This is a genomic window from Asticcacaulis endophyticus, assembly GCF_014652575.1.
GTDB lineage: Bacteria > Pseudomonadota > Alphaproteobacteria > Caulobacterales > Caulobacteraceae > Asticcacaulis > Asticcacaulis endophyticus.
Genome location: NZ_BMZB01000009.1, coordinates 1 through 16939 on the forward strand (window position 1 = coordinate 1; position 16939 = coordinate 16939).

Consider the following 16939-nt stretch of genomic DNA (forward strand, 5'->3'; position numbering starts at 1 on the left):
TCTCCTTGCTTCCGTTTTATAACGAGCAAAGCGTCTACAATTCTAGGGGCACCTCATCCAACCCTTTTAGGATAAGGGTTTGCGAACGATGAGAAACTGTCTGGGTGGCACAATCTGGTGGCACAATAACCGTCAAAAAAAGAGGGGCTTAGAGCCTTCTCATTGATCTTGAACGATAAATTGTCGGGAATTGCGTGATTGGAGCGGGTGAAGGGAATCGAACCCTCGTTGTCAGCTTGGGAAGCTGCTGCTCTACCATTGAGCTACACCCGCATCTGTAAGGGTTTGCCGCATTTGCTGCCACCTCAGTTTGCACATTGATTTACAGCTATGTTCGCCAGACCCTTGCCTAGTGCCACAACGATAGCGGCATCGTCAACATAGCGACGACGAATTTATGCGACTTGTTTCTCGCTCCAGCCCATAACCTTGCTAATCTCTCTATCCGTGAGGCGGTGCTTCGGTAAGGCCATAAGGTGCGTTGCGAAAGTGCCCTGAGATCGTTCAACCGTAGCCACTTCGTATGTCCTTCTTCATCAACATAAACTAAAAGCGGCTTTTTAGTTGAGTTATAGGCAACTAAGGTCATTTAAATGTCTCATAAGGTTTACAACCCTGAGACCGTAACGTCCCCAAAATACGGCGTTAACCCAAATGAGACACATGGCGTGGGATTTAGATACGCCTCATAGGGGTATAGGCATTCGAGGCGCTATGAATTTAGTTCGGCATAACGATTGCCCCTGACAAAAAGCCTCTGTAGATTCACAAAATGAAACCAGTTTTTCAAACAGCCCTTGGACAAATTCACGAAGGCGATTGTTTAGAGGTCATGCGTGGTATGTCTGACGAGACCGTGGACTTGGCGTTTGCGGACCCACCGTTTAATCTAGGTAAAGATTATAGCTCGGGTATAAATGATAACCTAAGCGACGAAGCCTATGTTTCATGGTGCCATCGATGGCTCAACGAAATGGTACGCGTGTTAAAACCAGGCGGTTCGCTATTCGTATGGAATATTCCCAAGTGGAACGTTCACCTTGCTGCGCATCTGAATTCGCATATGACATTTCGACATTGGATTTCGGTCGACATCAAGTACTCCTTGCCAATAAGGGGAAGGCTGTATCCTTCTCACTACAGTCTTCTATATTATGTAAAGGGAAGTAAGCCCTCAAGCTTTCATCCAGACCGTATCCCAACACCTTGTTGCAGGCATTGCGGGGGAGAGCTAAGGGATTACGGCGGCTACAAAGACAAGATGAACCCACTCGGGGTAAACTTATCTGATGTCTGGACAGATATCCCTCCAGTCCGTCACGCGAAATACAAGAAACGCGACGCGAACGCCTTGTCTCTCAAGCTAATGGATAGAATTGTTAACATGGCATCAGATCCCGGCGACTTGGTGTTTGATCCTTTCGGCGGCTCGGGCACAACCTATATCGCCGCAGAACTCAATGGCAGACGATGGGTTGGCTCGGAATTGGACTGCCAGACAATCATCGCAAGGTTTAAGGATCTTGACGGCGACAAAATTCATTTGGAAGACATTCATAAAAACAAGAATGTATTATTCACCAAAGCGGATCTTTTGCACCGCAAGAAATCTGGAATCCCGCTACCTAGTGCCTATCGAGTTAATGGAGAAGTGGACGACGAGTGCGCCTGCAATACTGATACGGGCGTGGCGGCTATAGCTTAGCCCGTCCCTCCTTTGCTCGCCCATCATCTCCCCTTGGAAGATAGGGAACAGTCAGGTCATCGGTCAAAGAGTCGTGCTCAACGACAGATATCGCCAGCATTCCGCGAGGGATACTGGCTCCTAATCCCGCCCACATTTCGAGATAGCCTGACAACTCACCGATATTACCTACTCGATCGGTCAAGTGCTCATAAAACGCACGACTGGGAACAATCAGTACGCCTGCATCCACAAGGCCAGCCTTGATTGAAATTGAAAGCTTGTTCATGCTCCGATGGGAAGATGAGATATTGCCAGTCTCCCATTCGATTGCGACCCGAAAACCATCGTCTGATCTCAGGTATAGATCGAATCCACCGAAGTCCGAAGCTATCGGTTCGATGAAATCTATGCCTTCAGGATACAATTTTAAGGGTGGCTGATGACGGTCGCGAGCAAGCTCTACAACTCCTTCAGGTTGCCATCCTTCATCGTCTCTCATATTTTTCAGAAACCGACTTTGCAGATACTTCACGCCATTGCGTTCAAATTGTCCGCTGTTGAGGCGTCGTTTCCGTCGAAGCGTCAGGGCGCCACTGCCTTCAGGGAAATCTATACGCTGAATTGATCGCGAATAGCCCTCATAAACAGATCGCCAGCTTTCTGAGCTGCTGATATTGCCTTTGTCAAAAAGCACTAATGTACGAAGACATCTCATTGAACCGCTTCATCGACGTTAGGATCTCTAACATCGCCCTACCTCAATTATAAAATTGGATAGCAGGGTGGCATGAGTCCGCCGGAGCGCTCAAGATTCAAGGGTTAGATTTCGAACGAGCACCTGAAACATTTCTTGTGCTATGCAGGTGACGCACCACTGATCGACAATGCCTCAAGGCGATGCGTAATCGCCGTCAGACTCAAAGCCCTAAAACGGACTATCCGCAGGTTTGCACTTAAGCGGACGCCACGACGCGATGACGCTCATTTAGGGAATCGGGGCGTTAGCAAATTGTTGCGCAGGGTGAAAGATCACCTGCTGCGGGAATTAACATCTTGTTAAGCATTATCCACAGGCGAACACCACATATAGAATCATGTGGACAGAGCTGTGGCTTATCGCCACTAAATATTGCGGTTTTTAACGATTTGTTTACGATATGTAGATGGCCGGGAAGAACTTCCTATGGTCGGGGTCTATATCTTGTGGTTGGTATCCCCTGTTGCACGGGGAATGGGAGGCTAGAATATGAGCTGGACAGACGAACGCGTGGAAACACTCAAGAAGCTCTGGCAGGAAGGTCATTCCGCCAGCCAGATCGCCAAACAACTGGGCGGCGTCACCCGTAATGCCGTGATCGGCAAGGTGCATCGCCTGGGCCTGTCGGGCCGTGCCGCACCGTCGCAACCGGCCCGTCCGCTCTATAAGCCCGCCAAGCCGCCACGGGCAGCGGCCCCAGAAGCCGCCCGTCCGCAGGCGCAGGCAACGCCTGTCCGCCGCGTTGAACCGGTCGTTGCCGTCCGTCAGGCGCCAACCCTGCCGATCGTTCCGCTGGTGGAAGGCCCTGGCACAGCCACCGTGCTGACCCTCGGCGCCAAGATGTGCAAGTGGCCGATCGGTGATCCGTCATCCGATGAATTCACCTTCTGCGGCCGCAGAGCCGATGACGGTATTCCTTACTGCGTCGAGCATTCACGCGTGGCCTACCAGCCGCAGCAAAAGAAGAAAAAGGACGGGGTGGATTTGTCCCGCTCACTCCGCCGCTACCTCTGAGATCGCGGTCTTTGGCCTATTGATACGCAGTCTGCGCTGGCAGGTACTTAGTGTACCTGCGGCGCTTGTCGGCTATCACTGGACGGCACCGGCCGCCCGGTCAAATCTCACGATCTCAGTCAGGGTATGATTGAGATTCAAAGCCCCGCTGGTAACAGTGGGGTTTTTTAATTCAGGATGCAGTTTAGTTAAGGATACGGCGGGCTTCGGGCAGGTCGAGCGAGAAGGTCGGGATGGTGACCTTGAGCGGTTTGCCGTTCTCGTCCTCGAACATGTAATAGCCGCTCATCGACCCTGACGGCGTCGGCAGCGGACAGCCGGAGGAGTAGCTATAGCTTTCCTGCGGTTCCAGTATCGGCTGTTGACCGACCACGCCGTCGCCTTCGACGATTTCAATCCGGCCCAGCCCGTCCATGATCGTCCAGTGCCGGGTCTTAAGCTGAACCCGGTCGCCGCGTTCATTGTCGATGATGATGTGATAGGCCCAGACATAGGCGCGCGGTCGCCGCGACGTGGCGGGAAGGTCGTCTTCGGGCGGGATATATTCCACCTCGACGCTGATGCGTATGCCCTGACTGACGGCTTCATAGATCATGGCCTTAATCTAAACAGCTTCGGGGATGATTTAAAGCCCGTCATTGCGGATTTGGCTTTAAACTTCGGTTTGCGTGTCCCCAAAAATGTCGTAAACAAGCCCCCCATAAAGTTGAGACACCCATGACGCTTACGCCTGCCGCCCACGGCATCCTGCCCCTGCAAACCCTGTCGGAACTGGTGGATCAGGGTGTTGTCCTGAGCGCCTCAGCCCTTGATGGCGACCAGATTCAGCCCGCCAGCATCGACCTGCGTCTGGGCACGCGCGCCTGGCGGGTGCGGGCATCCTACCTGCCGCGTAAGCGCACGGTCATGGAGCGCCTCAGCGATGTCGTCATGCATGAGATGGATCTGTCTAAGGGGGCGGTGTTTGAAGCCGGTTGCGTCTACATCGCCGAGCTACAGGAAAGCCTGAACCTGCCGCAGGGCCTGAGTGCGCGCGCCAATCCGAAATCCTCGACCGGCCGCTGCGATGTGTTTGTGCGCCTGCTGTCGGACTATTCCGATGCCTTTGATGACGTGCGCGAAGGCTATAGCGGGCCGATCTATGTCGAAATCGCGCCGCAAACTTTCTCCGTTTTGGCCCGCACCGGCACCCGCCTGAACCAGCTTCGGGTCAAGCGCGGGACGGTGCCCAAGCTTTATACTTCCGACTGTGGTGTCGATCTGACCGGAGACCTCGTTGGCTACCGCGCCCGCAGGCACGCCGGGGTGATCGACCTTGATAATGTCGATGGCCATGATCCGCGCGATTTCTGGGAGCCCTTGTACCAGAATAAGGGCCAGCTTTTGCTCGATCCGGGTGAGTTCTACATATTGGCGTCCAAAACCGCCGTCGTGATCCCGGTCATGGAAGCCGCCGAAATGCTGCCGATCGATCCCAGTGTCGGCGAATTCCGCGTCCACTATGCCGGTTTCTTCGATCCGGGCTTTGGCACCGAAGAGGCGCAGGCTGCTGGCTCCCGCGGGGTGCTGGAGGTGCGCTGCCACGAAACGCCGTTCCTGCTGGAAGATGAGCAGACCGTGGCGCGGCTGGTCTATGAGCCGCTGATCGCGCGTCCGGTGGAGCTTTACGGACAGCGTGGCTCTCACTATCAGGGGCAGGGGCTCAAACTCTCCAAACACTTCAAACCCTGGTAAAAAGCTCTGCCTTTTGGCGCATTATGTCGTTATTAAAACGGGGCTGTATTCATATACAGCCCCGTTTTAATGCCTAATACTGCATCCAAAATTCAGGCTTTTCCTCGAATTGGGGGCCTTTATTCTTCTGTGTCAGCGGCTGTTTTGCGGCGGGGTTTGCGGGGTGTGGCCGCAGCCGTGGGGCGCAGTTTCATGTCGTCGATAAAGGCTGTGACCACCTGAGCGAACATGCCCAGAAACGACGGAAAGCGCACCGCGATAAAGCTGGCCAGCAAGGTGACGACGGTCACCACTATGGTAGATTGACCGGCGACCGCGCCCATAATCTGGGATAGTAATGCGCCGGACGGATCGACGGCGGGGCGGGCTTGACTGCTCAAGGTGTTGGCTTTAGTGGGGCGATCAGGCGAAAAGGCCTTGACCAGCAGATGTATGATCACCGGCACCAGCATGATCAGGGCCAGAACAAACGAACTCCACGGCGTACCGATCCACAGCTTGAGCGCGTTATAAAGGCCGATGCTCAACCAGGTCAGCCCGATCAGCAAACTGCCCGCCAAAAACACGATGTAGAGGATCGAGGATTTTAATTCGCTGATTTTCTCGGAGAAATTAAACACCGCGCAGCTCCCTTGGTTAATAGCCAGACATATGATGCCTTAGACTAAAACCAAAGGAACTAAAAATCCTATTACGTTAAAACGATTTCGCGGCTTAATTCATCCCGCGGGTCGATGACAGGGCCGGTTTCAGCGCGGCATAGGTTTTGATGCGCTCATGGCTGACCAGAGTGACCGGCGTAGGGGCTGCGGCCACAGGCGCGGACTTTGCCGGGCTGTTCATGGCCAGAGCCTGCTTTTCGTCGCCGCGCTTTATGTCGGCCATGGCGATCATGGTGTCGATTTCACGCTTGCGGGCCATGAAGGCCTGAAGCTCTTTGCCGCCCAGGATAGTGCCTTGCGGAACCTTGGCGTCCTTGGGGTTAATCGGGCGGTTCTTGTACCAGACTTCGAAGTGCAGGTGCGGGCCGGTTGAGCGGCCGGTTGAGCCGACATAACCGATGATCTGACCCTGCTTGACGCGCTGACCCGGTTGCACGGCGATGCGCGACATGTGGGCGTAGCCGGTTTGCCAGTCGCCGGTGTGGCGCACACGCACCCAGCGGCCATAACCGCCCCACCACTTGGCATCCTGAACCACACCGTCACCGGCGGCAACAATCGGCGTGCCGGAACCGGCAGCAAAGTCAACGCCGGTATGCATCTTCATGAAGCCCAGAACCGGGTGGCGGCGTACGCCAAAGCCCGAAGAGGTTCGCGCGCCATCAACTGGCGTGGCCAGCAGGAAACCGCGGATGTTCTTGCCCGTTTCATCGAAATACTGGGCGTCTTTTTCACCCGCGCGCTGAAAGCTGTAGAAGCGGTTGATGCCGCCCTTGGCTTCGATTTCAGCGTACAAAAGCTTACCGGTCTCAACTGTGCGACCGCTTTCGGTCACCTTACGGTCGAAGATAAGCTTAAAGGTGTCTCCCGCCTTGATGTCGCGCTCGAAATCGAGCTTATGGGCGAACAGCTTCATGACATTATTGGTGACCGCCGGTGTCGCCCCAAGCGCTGCGGCCGAGGTAAACAGTGAGCCGTCGATGGTGCCAATGGCCACGCGGCGTTCATCACGCACGTTTTCTTCCAGCACCCGCAGGCGCATGGCGCCGTCATGGCTGGTGGTCAGGGTCAGTTGTTTGGCAGGGCCGGTGCGGGTCGTCAGGCCCAAAAGCTGAGCGGGTTGGCCAGAGCCGAGGGCCGGTTTGGCGATGGCCGCCTGAATGGACATGCCGGCGCGGACATTGACGACATCAAAGGCTTGCGACAACAGATTAACGGCGGCCTGAGCGTCAGCCGGGGCTACGCCGGTGCGGGCAATAGCTTGGGAGAGGGTCTCACCTGAGCGAACCAGAATGGCGACCTGCTCCGGCTGGTCAAAACCGGGTCGTGCAGACGCTACCGCATAGGCTTCGGTTTCCAGCGCCATAACGGCGCCCGGATCAAGGGCCATACCCGGCAATATGCCCGGTGTCGGCTGAAAAACGCGCCAGATCAAGGTGCCCACCGTGAGGGCCGCCACGGTCGCAAAGACCATGGGCGTTAAGCGTACTGGCTGTCGGCGTGGATCGAGTTGAGCCATCAGTCCCCGTCAAACACTAAAAAAGACAAACGATACTAAAACTTACAGATGAACCCATAAGGGCCCGGCAGTCTTAAAGGTTATAGTCGTGCGGATATTACGGATCTGTCTCATTACAGACGCTCTTTATGAGCGAAAAAGCCTGAGTCGTGAAGCTTGAAAACTCAGCTACAATTTCCGTGCCATCCTGTTTACGCCGAAATAGGGCCAAAGTGAGGCCCGAAAACTTGGGTTAAGATCAAGCATACCGCAGTCGCGAAGGCAACAACGAAGGGCGCTTTTTAGCCGATTAAGATTAAGATCGCCCTTAAATTTTGTTAAAAAAGGGTATACGCATAGTGCAGGGGCTTTGGGCGCTGAGCACCGATCTGTTGATAAGTGATGCTTTAAGCATTTAAAATTTATAACGAAACGGCAAAGAATTCGCCAATGGCGATCATTTCCTGCAAGGGTTTGGGGGGAATTCGCGCCTCTTGTGCGAAATGCGGTGATGTGTCCATAATTTTTACCAATATATGTGCCATAATGACCTATGGATGATGATCAAATTATTTTTTGCGTCGTCTTCACATTTTTCGACCGCCATTGTTTCCCTTTTAGTTTGAGCCCGCCTCTTGACGCCCACTGATCCGACCGCTGATCAAAACGATGAATTGATGTTCCCGGTGCGCACGTCGACGCTGGGTACGTTTTCGCGCGTGGTCAGCGGCGATGCCAAGGCCGGTGGCGGCGAAAAGGGACGTCCGGCCAAAAAAGCCAAAAAGGGTGGCGGCAATGGTCGCCCGCCTAAGTCGGGGGCCGGTAAGGCCGGGCAAATCATCGGGCTTACCTTGTGCGGGGTCGCGGCCATTGGCGTGGCCGCCGTCGTGGCCCGCAAGGAAATCGCCCGCGAAATCGCGCAAGGGTGGCTGCGGTCGCAGCAGATAGATTCCGAGCTTAAGATCGGGCGTCTGGGGCTTGATCATGCCGAAGGCTCGATCCGGTTGGGCAAGGCGACATCGCCGGATGTGATCCTCAATGATTTCCGCATTGATTACGACCTGAACCTGTTTGCCGGTCAGGGTAAGCCGATGGCGCGCTTTAAGCGCATCCACCTGACCAAGCCGGAAATCGCTCTGGCGCTGACCGCTAAGGGGCTGGACTTTGGTTCGCTCGATCCGCTGATCCAGAGCATATTGTCGTCGCCGTCCAATAAGGGCGAGGCTCCCGGCGAAGTCCTGATTGAAAATGCGGTGGTGCGGCTTAAGACCGACTACGGCACCATCAATGCCACCGGCCGCGTCCAGATGCAGGCCGGACGGTTGCAGGCGCTTAATCTCAACATCCCCTCGACCCGTCTGAGCGGGCCGCTGGGGGAGGGCACTTTAAGCGACGGCTTTATCAAGGCCCGCTCGGTCGGTGACGGCCTTAAGGTCGAAGGCAAATTTGTCGCCGATGCCTGGGAGATGAAGCCGGATAAGGCGGGAGCCGTGACCCGCCTCAAAGGTGTGCGGCTTGAACTGACCTCCAACCTGCCGTATCGCCAGCTAGAGCAGGCGGCTAACCTCAAGGCCTCACCGCTGGCGGAGTTTTCAGGCCCGTTAGAAACGCACATGAAGGTGGCGGCGGATGAGCTGAACACCGGTGACACTGCCTTAAAAGGCGTAACCGCCGATGCCTCCATTCTGGCGGCTTTGAGTTTTGAGCGCGATGAAACCCGCCTTGAGGGCCAGTCGCGCTTTCAGGGGCGGGCACAGTCGGTCACGCAAGGGGCGATGTTCGGGCGCGATGTCTATCTGGATGCCTCAAGTCTAAATCTCAGTTTCGCCCATTCGTCCAAAACCCCCACGGCTGAGAACCCTGATCAGGGTGGTGCCCATGTCTGGATCGACGGGCCGCTGCAGGCGCGCATCGGCCTTTACCGTCAGGACGGGATTGAAGTCAGTAATGCTCGCGCCGACCTTGAAAAGGTGGCCCTGCATATGGCGGGGACCGAATCCGACATCAGCTTTAAGGGTAGCGCCTATGCCGGGCGCATGGTGGCGGCTGACCTGTCGCTCGACCGGGTCAATATGACGGTGAGCGGCAATGCCAGGGCTGAAACCGGACTTAATGGCGCGGCTGAAAATGACGCGTCGGCCTGGACCGCCGCGATCAAGACCAGCCTCAACAGCCGTCACGGCAGCTACAAAGGGCTTGATGAGATGGCGCAGATGCGCCGTAAGGATCTTCAGGCCGTGGTCTATCCTGACCCGGTCAACACCGATCCCCCGCCGGTGCCGGTGGCCCCAATTAAGTCTGATGCCGTTCTGGCGCTACAGGCCGCCGCGCAGGCCTTTAGCCTTGAGGCCAATGACATTTCGATCAAGCTGGACGGGGCGGCGGGTAAGCCGGCTGCCTTTGATGTCCGCACCAAAACGCCGATTACCGTGACCCCGGCGTCGGGCGGTAAACTGACCCTGACGCCGGACGGGGCGCGGCCTCTGATAGCCAGTGCGGATCGCGCCGCTTTTGGGGTAAAACTTGAGGGCGAAGATTTGCCCGAAGTGAATGCCTTCCTCAGCGATATGGGCTTTGGGGCCAGTGGCGAGCTGAGCGGCAAACTGGCGGCGGATGCCAAATTCAACTTCGCCCCGGTGACCTCAGCCGAAACCAAGGCGACTGGCCGCTTTACGGTTGCGGGCGGGCGCACCCACTTTGTGCTGGATGACTGTATGCCGTTTAGCGCGGCGCGCGCGGATATCGGCGGGCGGCTGGAAGGGCTGACGGCCAGCATCTGCGCTACCGAAGCGCCGATCCTCACCCTGGAAAACGGTCAGTGGCAGTCGGCCGGGGCCTTTGATGAGCTGAAATTGAACGCGCCGGATTATGAAGCGCGCGTGACCAATGCCAAGGGCCGTTTCAATGCCTTTTCGACCAAATCGGGCGCGGCCAATGGCGCCGGGTTCCGCATAACCGTCGCGGCGGCCGAGGCCCATGATACGGCGGCTAAGACCCGCTTTAATCCGGTGACGCTGGCCGGTAAGCTCGATCAGGACGCCGTCCGCATGACCGGACGGCTGGGGGTAAAGCCGCTTAATCCGGTGGTGCGCGAACGCGCCCCCGGTGATCTGGCGCGCATCGACATCGTGCAGGATGCCCGCAGCGATGACGGCTATGCCCTGATCAGCACCGGCGACATGGTGTTTGCGCCGGATGGCCTGCAACCGATTGACCTGACCCCGCAGGTGGCGACGGTCGCTACCAAGAATGTGACGGGCTCGGCCACCTTTGATGGCCGCTTTGACTGGTCGCGCACGGGAACGCCTACCAGTCAGGGCCGTCTGCGCCTGAACGACATCGATTTTGAAGGACCTCTGGGTAAGGCGCAGGATTTGCGCGGCGACGTCGAATTCACCAGCCTGTCGCCCCTGATGACGCCGCCAGGTCAGATCATCAGTGTGGCCTCACTGACGACTGCCGTGCCGCTGACCGACATCAATACCTCGGTGCAGTTCCTGGGCGATCACCTTTCGCTTGCGGCCGCCACCGCCATGTCGCCGGGGGGGCAGTTCGGTCTTGAGCCCATGGATGTGCCACTGGCGGAAAATGTGCCGATCAAGGGCGCACTGACCTTCAGCGAGCTTGATTTCGGTAAGATTATCGCCGCCACCGATCTGGGCCGCGATATGAAGTTCGAAGGCACGGTCACGGGCCGCATGCCGTTTGAAATCAACGGCAACCGTGTCCACTTTGCGCAAGGCGAACTAAAAGGCGACGGGCCGGGGCGTCTGTCGATCCAGCGCGCCGCGTTGCAGGGCGTGGCCTCATCGGGTGGCGTGACGACCGACGCGCCGCAGGAAGTGGCCCCTTCGCCCGCCGATGCCTCAAAAGTCGTCGAAGGCATGGCCTATCAGGCGCTGGAAAACATGGCCTACAGCGATATGTCAGCCACGATCAACAGCCTTGAAAACGGCCGCCTGGGCTTTAACTTCAAGATCAAGGGCCGCTATGATCCGCCCAAAAAACAGGAAGCGCGCGTAAGCTATGCGGATGTGCTGCGCGGACGTCTGTTTGATAAGCCGATAAACCTGCCGTCAGATACCGGGGTTGATCTTAATCTCGATATGACGCTCAACCTCGATCAGGTGCTGGATGACCTGATGGCGTTTGAGGCGCAAAAGGCGGGGTTGAAGTAAGGCGTCGCGGCCCCGTACGCTCCTTGAGCATTTTTATTTTGTGCTAACGCTGCGCTCCTTGAGCACATTTGTTCAGCTTGGGTTCAGACTGCAAATCATATAAGACATTCATGATAAGGCCGAGAGCCTTTGAAACGGAGTATTCGTCATGACCCACAAAGGCCTTAAGCCTCTCGCATTACTGGTGCTGATCGCGCCGGTGTTTGCCGCCTGCGTCCCGACCGTTCGGGTCGAGGTCGCCCCGATTTCGATCTATGCCAAGCTCGACCACGATGTCCGCATCAGCCTTGACGAAGACGCCAAGGCTCTGGTTCAGCAAAACCCTAACCTCTTCTAATTTCGCGCCCTTCAAAGTGAGACCTATCATGAAAAAAACAGTGTTTTCCGTTACGGCGGCGATGATGGCCGCCACAGGTATGATGGCCGCGGGTGTGGCCATCAATATGGCGTCGCCGTCTGCCGCTTTCGCTCAGGCCGCGGCTAAGGCCACCGTTGATGCCGCCAAGGCCGCCGGTGTCGTGGGTGAGCAATCCGACGGTTATCTCGGTTTTGTCAAATCCGGTGATGCGGCCACCAAGGCCGCGGTTGAGGAAATCAATGCTGGTCGCGCCAAGGTCTATGCCGAAGCCGCTGCCAAGAACAATGTGCCGGTGGCTGCCGCGGGGGCGGCGACCTTCTCCAGCGTCATTATGCCGAAACTCAAGGCCGGTGAGTATTACAAAGACGCTTCTGGCGCCTGGAAGCAGAAGTAATTTTTTGCTGAGAAATCCGATGATTTAACCCTGAAGCTTAACCGCTTCAGGGTTTTTTCATGGGTTTGGGTTAAAACGGGCATCTAAACGAAACAGGTAGAATGCCGTGTCCGATTATCTCAAACCACTGACCAGCCTGCGCTTTTTTGCTGCCGTCTGGGTTATCCTGTTCAGCTACTGGCCGCTGCTGCAAGGCGCCGCCCCGTTGTGGATCATTGCGCGCGGCTATCTGGGGGTCGATCTGTTCTTCATCCTGTCGGGCTTTATCCTGTGCCATGTCTATCTGGAAAGCTTTGGGACGGGTAAGTTTCAGTATGGGCAATTCATCGTCAACCGGCTGGCGCGCATCTATCCGCTGCATATCGCAACCCTTCTGTTCACCCTGGCGCTGGTGATGGCGGCGGCGGTCAATGGGCTGACGCTCGACAGCCATGTGGCGTCGTGGGCGTCGCTGCCGGCACAGATTTTCATGGTCCATGCGTGGGGGCTGGCCCCCGAAGCGTCATGGAATCACCCGTCATGGTCGATTTCGGCGGAATGGTTCGCTTACCTTTTGTTTCCGGTCTTTGCCAGTGTGACCTGGGGCTTGAGATCAAGGCCCGTCGTCGCGGTGGCCTTGGCGGCAGCGTTTCTGACTATCCTTTACTGGGCGTTTGAAGCCTTGGCCGGGTTCCGTCTGACCAGTGCGACCTTTATGTGGGGTGCTTTGCGGATCGTGCCGTGTTTTGCGCTGGGCTGTGCCGTGTATCTGGCGTGGCGGGCAGGAGCAGTAGAATCCAAAGCCGTGGCCCTTGGCGGCGTAGCGGTATCTCTGGCGGTGATTTTGGGCGCAGCCGCGCTGATGACCTCGGATGCGCTGGTTGTGCTGGCGCTTGGCGGGCTGATCCTATCGGTCGGCGGGCTGGCCACGGCAGACGGTAAAGGGATTATGTCGAACCGTGTTCTGGTCTATCTCGGCAATGTCAGCTTTGCCATGTACATGGTCTATGTGCCGTGGAAGTGGGTGTTTACCAAGGCCGCGGGCATGATTTTGGGCAGCGAAGAGTCATTGCCGCTGATGTGGTGGCTGGGCGGATTTGTGGCCATTATCCCCATCGCCATGCTGGCCCACCATGTGGTCGAAAATCCGATGCGTAACGTCGTGCGCCACATCGGTGACGGGGTGCGTTATCGCCTCAACTATCGCCTGCAAGGCACGTCGAAGTAAGCTTTATGGCTTAGAGCGGTGTCCGGTTAAGGGTTTATTCATAAAAATTAACCTTTTCCCCATTTGATAGTCATAAAGTATTTGTAAAATATTTTATGTGATGTATCAAAGACACAGAGTGTTAAAGCGCGTCCCAAAAAGTGTAGTGCGGTTTTTGGATCAGATGCGCGACTGGATTAACTACCGTGGAGTGAGGCGTTGCAGGCATTTAAGGTATCGCGAGTAATTAAGGCCGGTTTGGCTATGGTGTGCGCAGGCGTAATGGCTGCCGCCCCGATGGCTCAGGCGGCTGAGAAATCGCCCTACTGGCAATGCGTCACCTTCGCCCGCTCGATCACCGGCATGCAGATTTTCGGCGATGCCTGGACCTGGTGGGAAAAAGCTTCCGGCAAATACGACAAAGGACAGGCTCCGCAGGCGGGCGCCGTTCTGGTGTTCCAGCCCACGGGTAAGATGCGGGTCGGCCACGTCGCCGTCGTCTCACAGGTGGTCACCGACCGCATCATTCAGATCACCCACGCCAACTGGTCACCGATCAATGGCCGCAGAGGTCAGGTCGAAAAAGACGTCACCGTGGTTGATGTTTCGGATAAGGGCGACTGGTCCAAGGTTAAGGTATGGTACGGGCCGATCAACGATCTGGGCACCTCGGTCTATCCGACCTATGGCTTTATCTATGCGGCCGCCCAAAAAGGCCAGAACATCGGCCAGAGCCTGACGGCTTCGATTGCCGAGACCTTTACGGGCGATAAGGCTGAGGCCAACACTGCGCCGGTGCCCTATGCGGTCATCAAGGCCAATGACGCCAAGGTCGCCGAAAAGAAAGCGATCGAAAAGGTCGACACCCGCGCCATTGAAGCCAAACTTCTGGCCGCTAATCTGATCGACGCGCCGACCATTCCGGTCAAAAAATCCGATAAACCTGCCGCGATGAAAACCAAGGCGGTGGTGAAGTCCGAAACCGCGTCCAAGAAATCTGACGCCAAGAAGGCCGACACCAAATCGGCGTCCAAAAAACTGGCGGACAAGAGCACGGCTAAACCGGCGTCTGACACAAAAGCCGATAAAACAAAGACCGACAAAAAGGTTGCGTCTGTAAAGTCCGCCAAGGCTGACGCGAAAAAAGCCGCTTAAAGCGGTAACCAACTCTCCAAATTGTGCGCAAATCATGTTTACCTCACGCCGTTGAGGTAAAGTCATGCTGAAAATCTATAGCCGCGTCCACGATTCCGAAGACGGACATCTGGCGGTCATCAAATCCTTTGGGGATGTGCCCGCCGAAGACCGGCGCGCCGCCATCGATCATGGCCGCGAGGTCGAGGAGATGATCGCCCTGGAGCCGCAGCAGGGGGCGGGCTCGGCCTGGTGCGATATTGATGACGCCATGACCTGGCTTGATCTGCACAACCCCACGCGCGATGAAGAACTGTTTGTCGAAGGTGCGCTCGGTGTCGGCATTCCGACCCGTGAGGACATGAACGAGATCGAGACCTCTTCGCGGCTCTATACCGAAGACGGGGCGGTGTTCATGACCGCTCAGGTCGCTTATTTTGGCGGCCAGCCGCACCTGCAAAGCGGGCCGGTAACCTTTGCCCTGCTGCGCGAACGTCTGGTGACGGTGCGCTATATCGACCCGCAGTCGTTTCGCATTTTCTCCGATAAGATCAGCCGATCCCCGGCCTTGTGCGACAGTGCGGCCATGACCCTGACCAATCTGCTGGATGTGCTGATCGACCGCACCGCCGATCTGGTTGAAAAGGTCTCTGCCGGTGTTGATGATATCTCGACGCAGATTTTTGCCACCAAGGCTAATCGCGGGCTGGATAAGCTGCTGCGCCAGATGGGGCGGCATCAGAATGATATCGCCAAGCTGAGGGATAGTCTTTTGTCGTTTCAGCGCCTGTTTTCCTATGGGTTGTTGCTGAGCGATGATCAGGTCAGCGGCGATGCGACTGAGCTTGAAGTGTTTCGCGCCCGTCTGCGCTCCCTGCACGAAGACGCCCAGTCCCTGACCGACCATGCCGGCTATGTGACCGGCAATATCACCTATCTGCAGGAAGCGGCCATGGGCCTGATTAACATCGAACAGAACTCGATCATCAAGATCGTATCGGTGGCGTCAGCGGCCTTTCTGCCGCCGACCCTGATCGCCAGCATCTATGGCATGAACTTCGAGCACATGCCGGAACTGCATGTGGCCGTGGCCTATCCGCTGGCGATTGGGGCAATGGTACTGTCGGCGGTGCTGCCGATGATATGGTTTAAGTATAAGGGCTGGTTATGATTTTTAGTCCCTCGCCGGGCGGTGGCTCCGCCACCTTGGCCGCCGCCTCAATGGCGGCTTGAGTTGAATGATTTCGTCAAAAATCATTCAACCCTAAACTAAAGACCGAATATCGGCGGCCAGCTCGTCGATGCGCTCCACCTTGGCGTCCCACGCGAACATGAACCGCGCGCCCCCGCCGATGAAGGTGTAGAACAGCCAACCGCGATCGCGCAGGCCTTGCAACACAGCCTCCGGCGCGCGCAGAAACACCGCATTGGCCTCGACCGGGAACATCAGTCCGACGCCAGTTAGCGGCTCAATCTGTGCCGCCAGCCGCTTTGCGCAGGCATTGCCATGCTGCGCGTTTTTAAGCCACGCGCCGCTCTCCAGCATCCCGACCCACGGGGCGGCCAGAAAGCGCATCTTGGAGGCCAGTTGTCCGGCCTGCTTGCAGCGGTAGCCAAAATCCTCCGACAGGGCCGTGTCAAAAAACAGGACCGCTTCCCCTACCGCCATACCATTCTTGGTGCCGCCAAAGCACAGGACATCGACCCCGGCCCGCCAGGTGATATCAGCCGGCGCGCAGTCAAGCGTCGCGCAGGCATGGGCAAAGCGCGCCCCATCCATGTGCAGTTTCAGCCCCAGTTCGCGGCAGGTCGCCGATATGGCCTTCAATTCGTCAGGCGTGTAGACAAGGCCGGTTTCGGTTGGCTGGGTGACCGTCACCACGCGCGGCTTGGGGAAGTGGATGTCGGAGCGGCTGATGGCCAGATCCCGGATCGCCTGTGGTGTCAGCTTGCCGTCCGGAGTAGGGGCGACCAACAGTTTTGAGCCGTTGGAGAAAAACTCCGGGGCGCCACATTCATCGGTTTCAACGTGGGCTGACGAGGAGCAGATGACGCTGTGGTAGGACTGGCACAGGGACGCCAGCGCCAGCGAATTGGCCGCCGTGCCGTTAAAGGCGAAAAAGACCTGGGCGTCAGACTCAAACAGGGCGCGCAGGCCATCGGCGGCGCGGATCGTCCAGTCGTCATTGCCATAGGCCACGGACGACCCGTCATTGGCGGCTTGCAGGGCAGCCCAGGCTTCGGGGCAGATGCCGGCATAGTTGTCGCTGGCGAATTGTTGCGGAATATTGGCCATGTTAAGCGCCCTTTCTTAATATTAAAAGAGCGAAACGACGT

Annotated in this window: 14 protein-coding genes and 1 tRNA gene; 9 read left to right on the forward strand and 6 right to left on the reverse strand. The window is 56.8% G+C overall.

Going from position 1 to position 16939, the window contains the following annotated elements; all coding sequences use genetic code 11:
- Nucleotides 1–199 precede the first annotated feature (199 nt).
- Nucleotides 200–273: transfer RNA gene (locus tag IE102_RS17180), tRNA-Gly, on the reverse strand.
- A 499-nt stretch (nt 274–772) separates the two neighbouring features.
- Here IE102_RS17180 and IE102_RS17185 point away from each other — a divergent pair.
- Nucleotides 773–1705, forward strand: coding sequence for a DNA-methyltransferase (locus tag IE102_RS17185; RefSeq protein ID WP_189489060.1), 933 nt, complete (start codon nt 773–775; stop codon nt 1703–1705).
- On the opposite strand, the gene IE102_RS17190 is transcribed toward IE102_RS17185, so the two are convergent.
- On the reverse strand, nt 1695–2402 hold the full coding sequence (locus IE102_RS17190) for a BglII/BstYI family type II restriction endonuclease (RefSeq protein WP_189489062.1): 708 nt from the start codon (nt 2400–2402) through the stop codon (nt 1695–1697). The genes IE102_RS17185 and IE102_RS17190 overlap by 11 nt on opposite strands.
- A gap of 531 nt (nt 2403–2933) precedes the next feature.
- On the opposite strand from IE102_RS17190, the gene gcrA reads away from it, so the two are divergent.
- The gene (gcrA, locus tag IE102_RS17195) at nt 2934–3458 is read left to right on the forward strand and encodes a cell cycle sigma 70 cofactor GcrA (protein WP_189489063.1); all 525 of its coding nucleotides are present in this window, start codon (nt 2934–2936) and stop codon (nt 3456–3458) included.
- Nucleotides 3459–3642: 184 nt separating this feature from the next.
- Here gcrA and apaG read toward each other — a convergent pair whose 3' ends face one another.
- Complete coding sequence (gene apaG, locus IE102_RS17200) at nt 3643–4053, reverse strand: Co2+/Mg2+ efflux facilitator ApaG/CorD (protein ID WP_189489073.1); 411 nt, start codon at nt 4051–4053, stop codon at nt 3643–3645.
- A 122-nt stretch (nt 4054–4175) separates the two neighbouring features.
- Between apaG and IE102_RS17205 the strand changes: the two genes are divergently transcribed.
- Nucleotides 4176–5192, forward strand: coding sequence for a 2'-deoxycytidine 5'-triphosphate deaminase (locus tag IE102_RS17205; protein WP_189489075.1), 1017 nt, complete (start codon nt 4176–4178; stop codon nt 5190–5192).
- Nucleotides 5193–5311: 119 nt separating this feature from the next.
- Here IE102_RS17205 and IE102_RS17210 read toward each other — a convergent pair whose 3' ends face one another.
- Together IE102_RS17210 and IE102_RS17215 are read right to left on the reverse strand one after the other, a co-directional pair.
- Nucleotides 5312–5812: a hypothetical protein gene (locus tag IE102_RS17210; RefSeq protein WP_189489077.1), complete on the reverse strand. Its 501-nt coding sequence runs from the start codon at nt 5810–5812 to the stop codon at nt 5312–5314.
- 94 nt (nt 5813–5906) lie between these two features.
- Nucleotides 5907–7373, reverse strand: coding sequence for a M23 family metallopeptidase (locus tag IE102_RS17215; protein ID WP_229807850.1), 1467 nt, complete (start codon nt 7371–7373; stop codon nt 5907–5909).
- A 614-nt stretch (nt 7374–7987) separates the two neighbouring features.
- On the opposite strand from IE102_RS17215, the gene IE102_RS17220 reads away from it, so the two are divergent.
- The 6 genes from IE102_RS17220 (at nt 7988) to IE102_RS17245 (ending at nt 15773) form a co-directional block, all read left to right on the forward strand.
- Nucleotides 7988–11530: an intermembrane phospholipid transport protein YdbH family protein gene (locus IE102_RS17220; RefSeq protein WP_189489079.1), complete on the forward strand. Its 3543-nt coding sequence runs from the start codon at nt 7988–7990 to the stop codon at nt 11528–11530.
- Nucleotides 11531–11678: 148 nt separating this feature from the next.
- Complete coding sequence (locus tag IE102_RS17225; protein ID WP_189489082.1) at nt 11679–11867, forward strand: YnbE family lipoprotein; 189 nt, start codon at nt 11679–11681, stop codon at nt 11865–11867.
- A gap of 28 nt (nt 11868–11895) precedes the next feature.
- Nucleotides 11896–12282 carry a YdbL family probable chaperone protein gene (locus IE102_RS17230; RefSeq protein ID WP_229807851.1) on the forward strand — a complete coding sequence of 129 codons (387 nt, stop codon included), beginning with the start codon at nt 11896–11898 and terminating at the stop codon, nt 12280–12282.
- 106 nt (nt 12283–12388) lie between these two features.
- On the forward strand, nt 12389–13489 hold the full coding sequence (locus IE102_RS17235) for an acyltransferase family protein (protein WP_189489084.1): 1101 nt from the start codon (nt 12389–12391) through the stop codon (nt 13487–13489).
- Nucleotides 13490–13750: 261 nt separating this feature from the next.
- On the forward strand, nt 13751–14623 hold the full coding sequence (locus tag IE102_RS17240) for a CHAP domain-containing protein (RefSeq protein WP_229807852.1): 873 nt from the start codon (nt 13751–13753) through the stop codon (nt 14621–14623).
- A gap of 64 nt (nt 14624–14687) precedes the next feature.
- A complete protein-coding gene (locus IE102_RS17245) occupies nt 14688–15773 on the forward strand; it encodes a magnesium transporter CorA family protein (RefSeq protein ID WP_229807853.1) in 1086 nt (361 codons plus the stop codon).
- Nucleotides 15774–15866: 93 nt separating this feature from the next.
- On the opposite strand, the gene IE102_RS17250 is transcribed toward IE102_RS17245, so the two are convergent.
- Nucleotides 15867–16898, reverse strand: coding sequence for a threonine aldolase family protein (locus IE102_RS17250; RefSeq protein WP_189489086.1), 1032 nt, complete (start codon nt 16896–16898; stop codon nt 15867–15869).
- Nucleotides 16899–16939 lie beyond the last annotated feature (41 nt).

Coding starts and splice junctions, on each gene's coding strand:
- IE102_RS17185 (WP_189489060.1), top strand. CDS start 773: ATGAAACCAGTTTTTCAAACAGCCCTTGGACAAATTCACGAAGGCGAT.
- IE102_RS17190 (WP_189489062.1), bottom strand. CDS start 2,402: ATGAGATGTCTTCGTACATTAGTGCTTTTTGACAAAGGCAATATCAGC.
- gcrA (WP_189489063.1), top strand. CDS start 2,934: ATGAGCTGGACAGACGAACGCGTGGAAACACTCAAGAAGCTCTGGCAG.
- apaG (WP_189489073.1), bottom strand. CDS start 4,053: ATGATCTATGAAGCCGTCAGTCAGGGCATACGCATCAGCGTCGAGGTG.
- IE102_RS17205 (WP_189489075.1), top strand. CDS start 4,176: ATGACGCTTACGCCTGCCGCCCACGGCATCCTGCCCCTGCAAACCCTG.
- IE102_RS17215 (WP_229807850.1), bottom strand. CDS start 7,373: ATGGCTCAACTCGATCCACGCCGACAGCCAGTACGCTTAACGCCCATG.
- IE102_RS17225 (WP_189489082.1), top strand. CDS start 11,679: ATGACCCACAAAGGCCTTAAGCCTCTCGCATTACTGGTGCTGATCGCG.
- IE102_RS17230 (WP_229807851.1), top strand. CDS start 11,896: ATGAAAAAAACAGTGTTTTCCGTTACGGCGGCGATGATGGCCGCCACA.
- IE102_RS17240 (WP_229807852.1), top strand. CDS start 13,751: ATGGCTGCCGCCCCGATGGCTCAGGCGGCTGAGAAATCGCCCTACTGG.
- IE102_RS17245 (WP_229807853.1), top strand. CDS start 14,688: ATGCTGAAAATCTATAGCCGCGTCCACGATTCCGAAGACGGACATCTG.
- IE102_RS17250 (WP_189489086.1), bottom strand. CDS start 16,898: ATGGCCAATATTCCGCAACAATTCGCCAGCGACAACTATGCCGGCATC.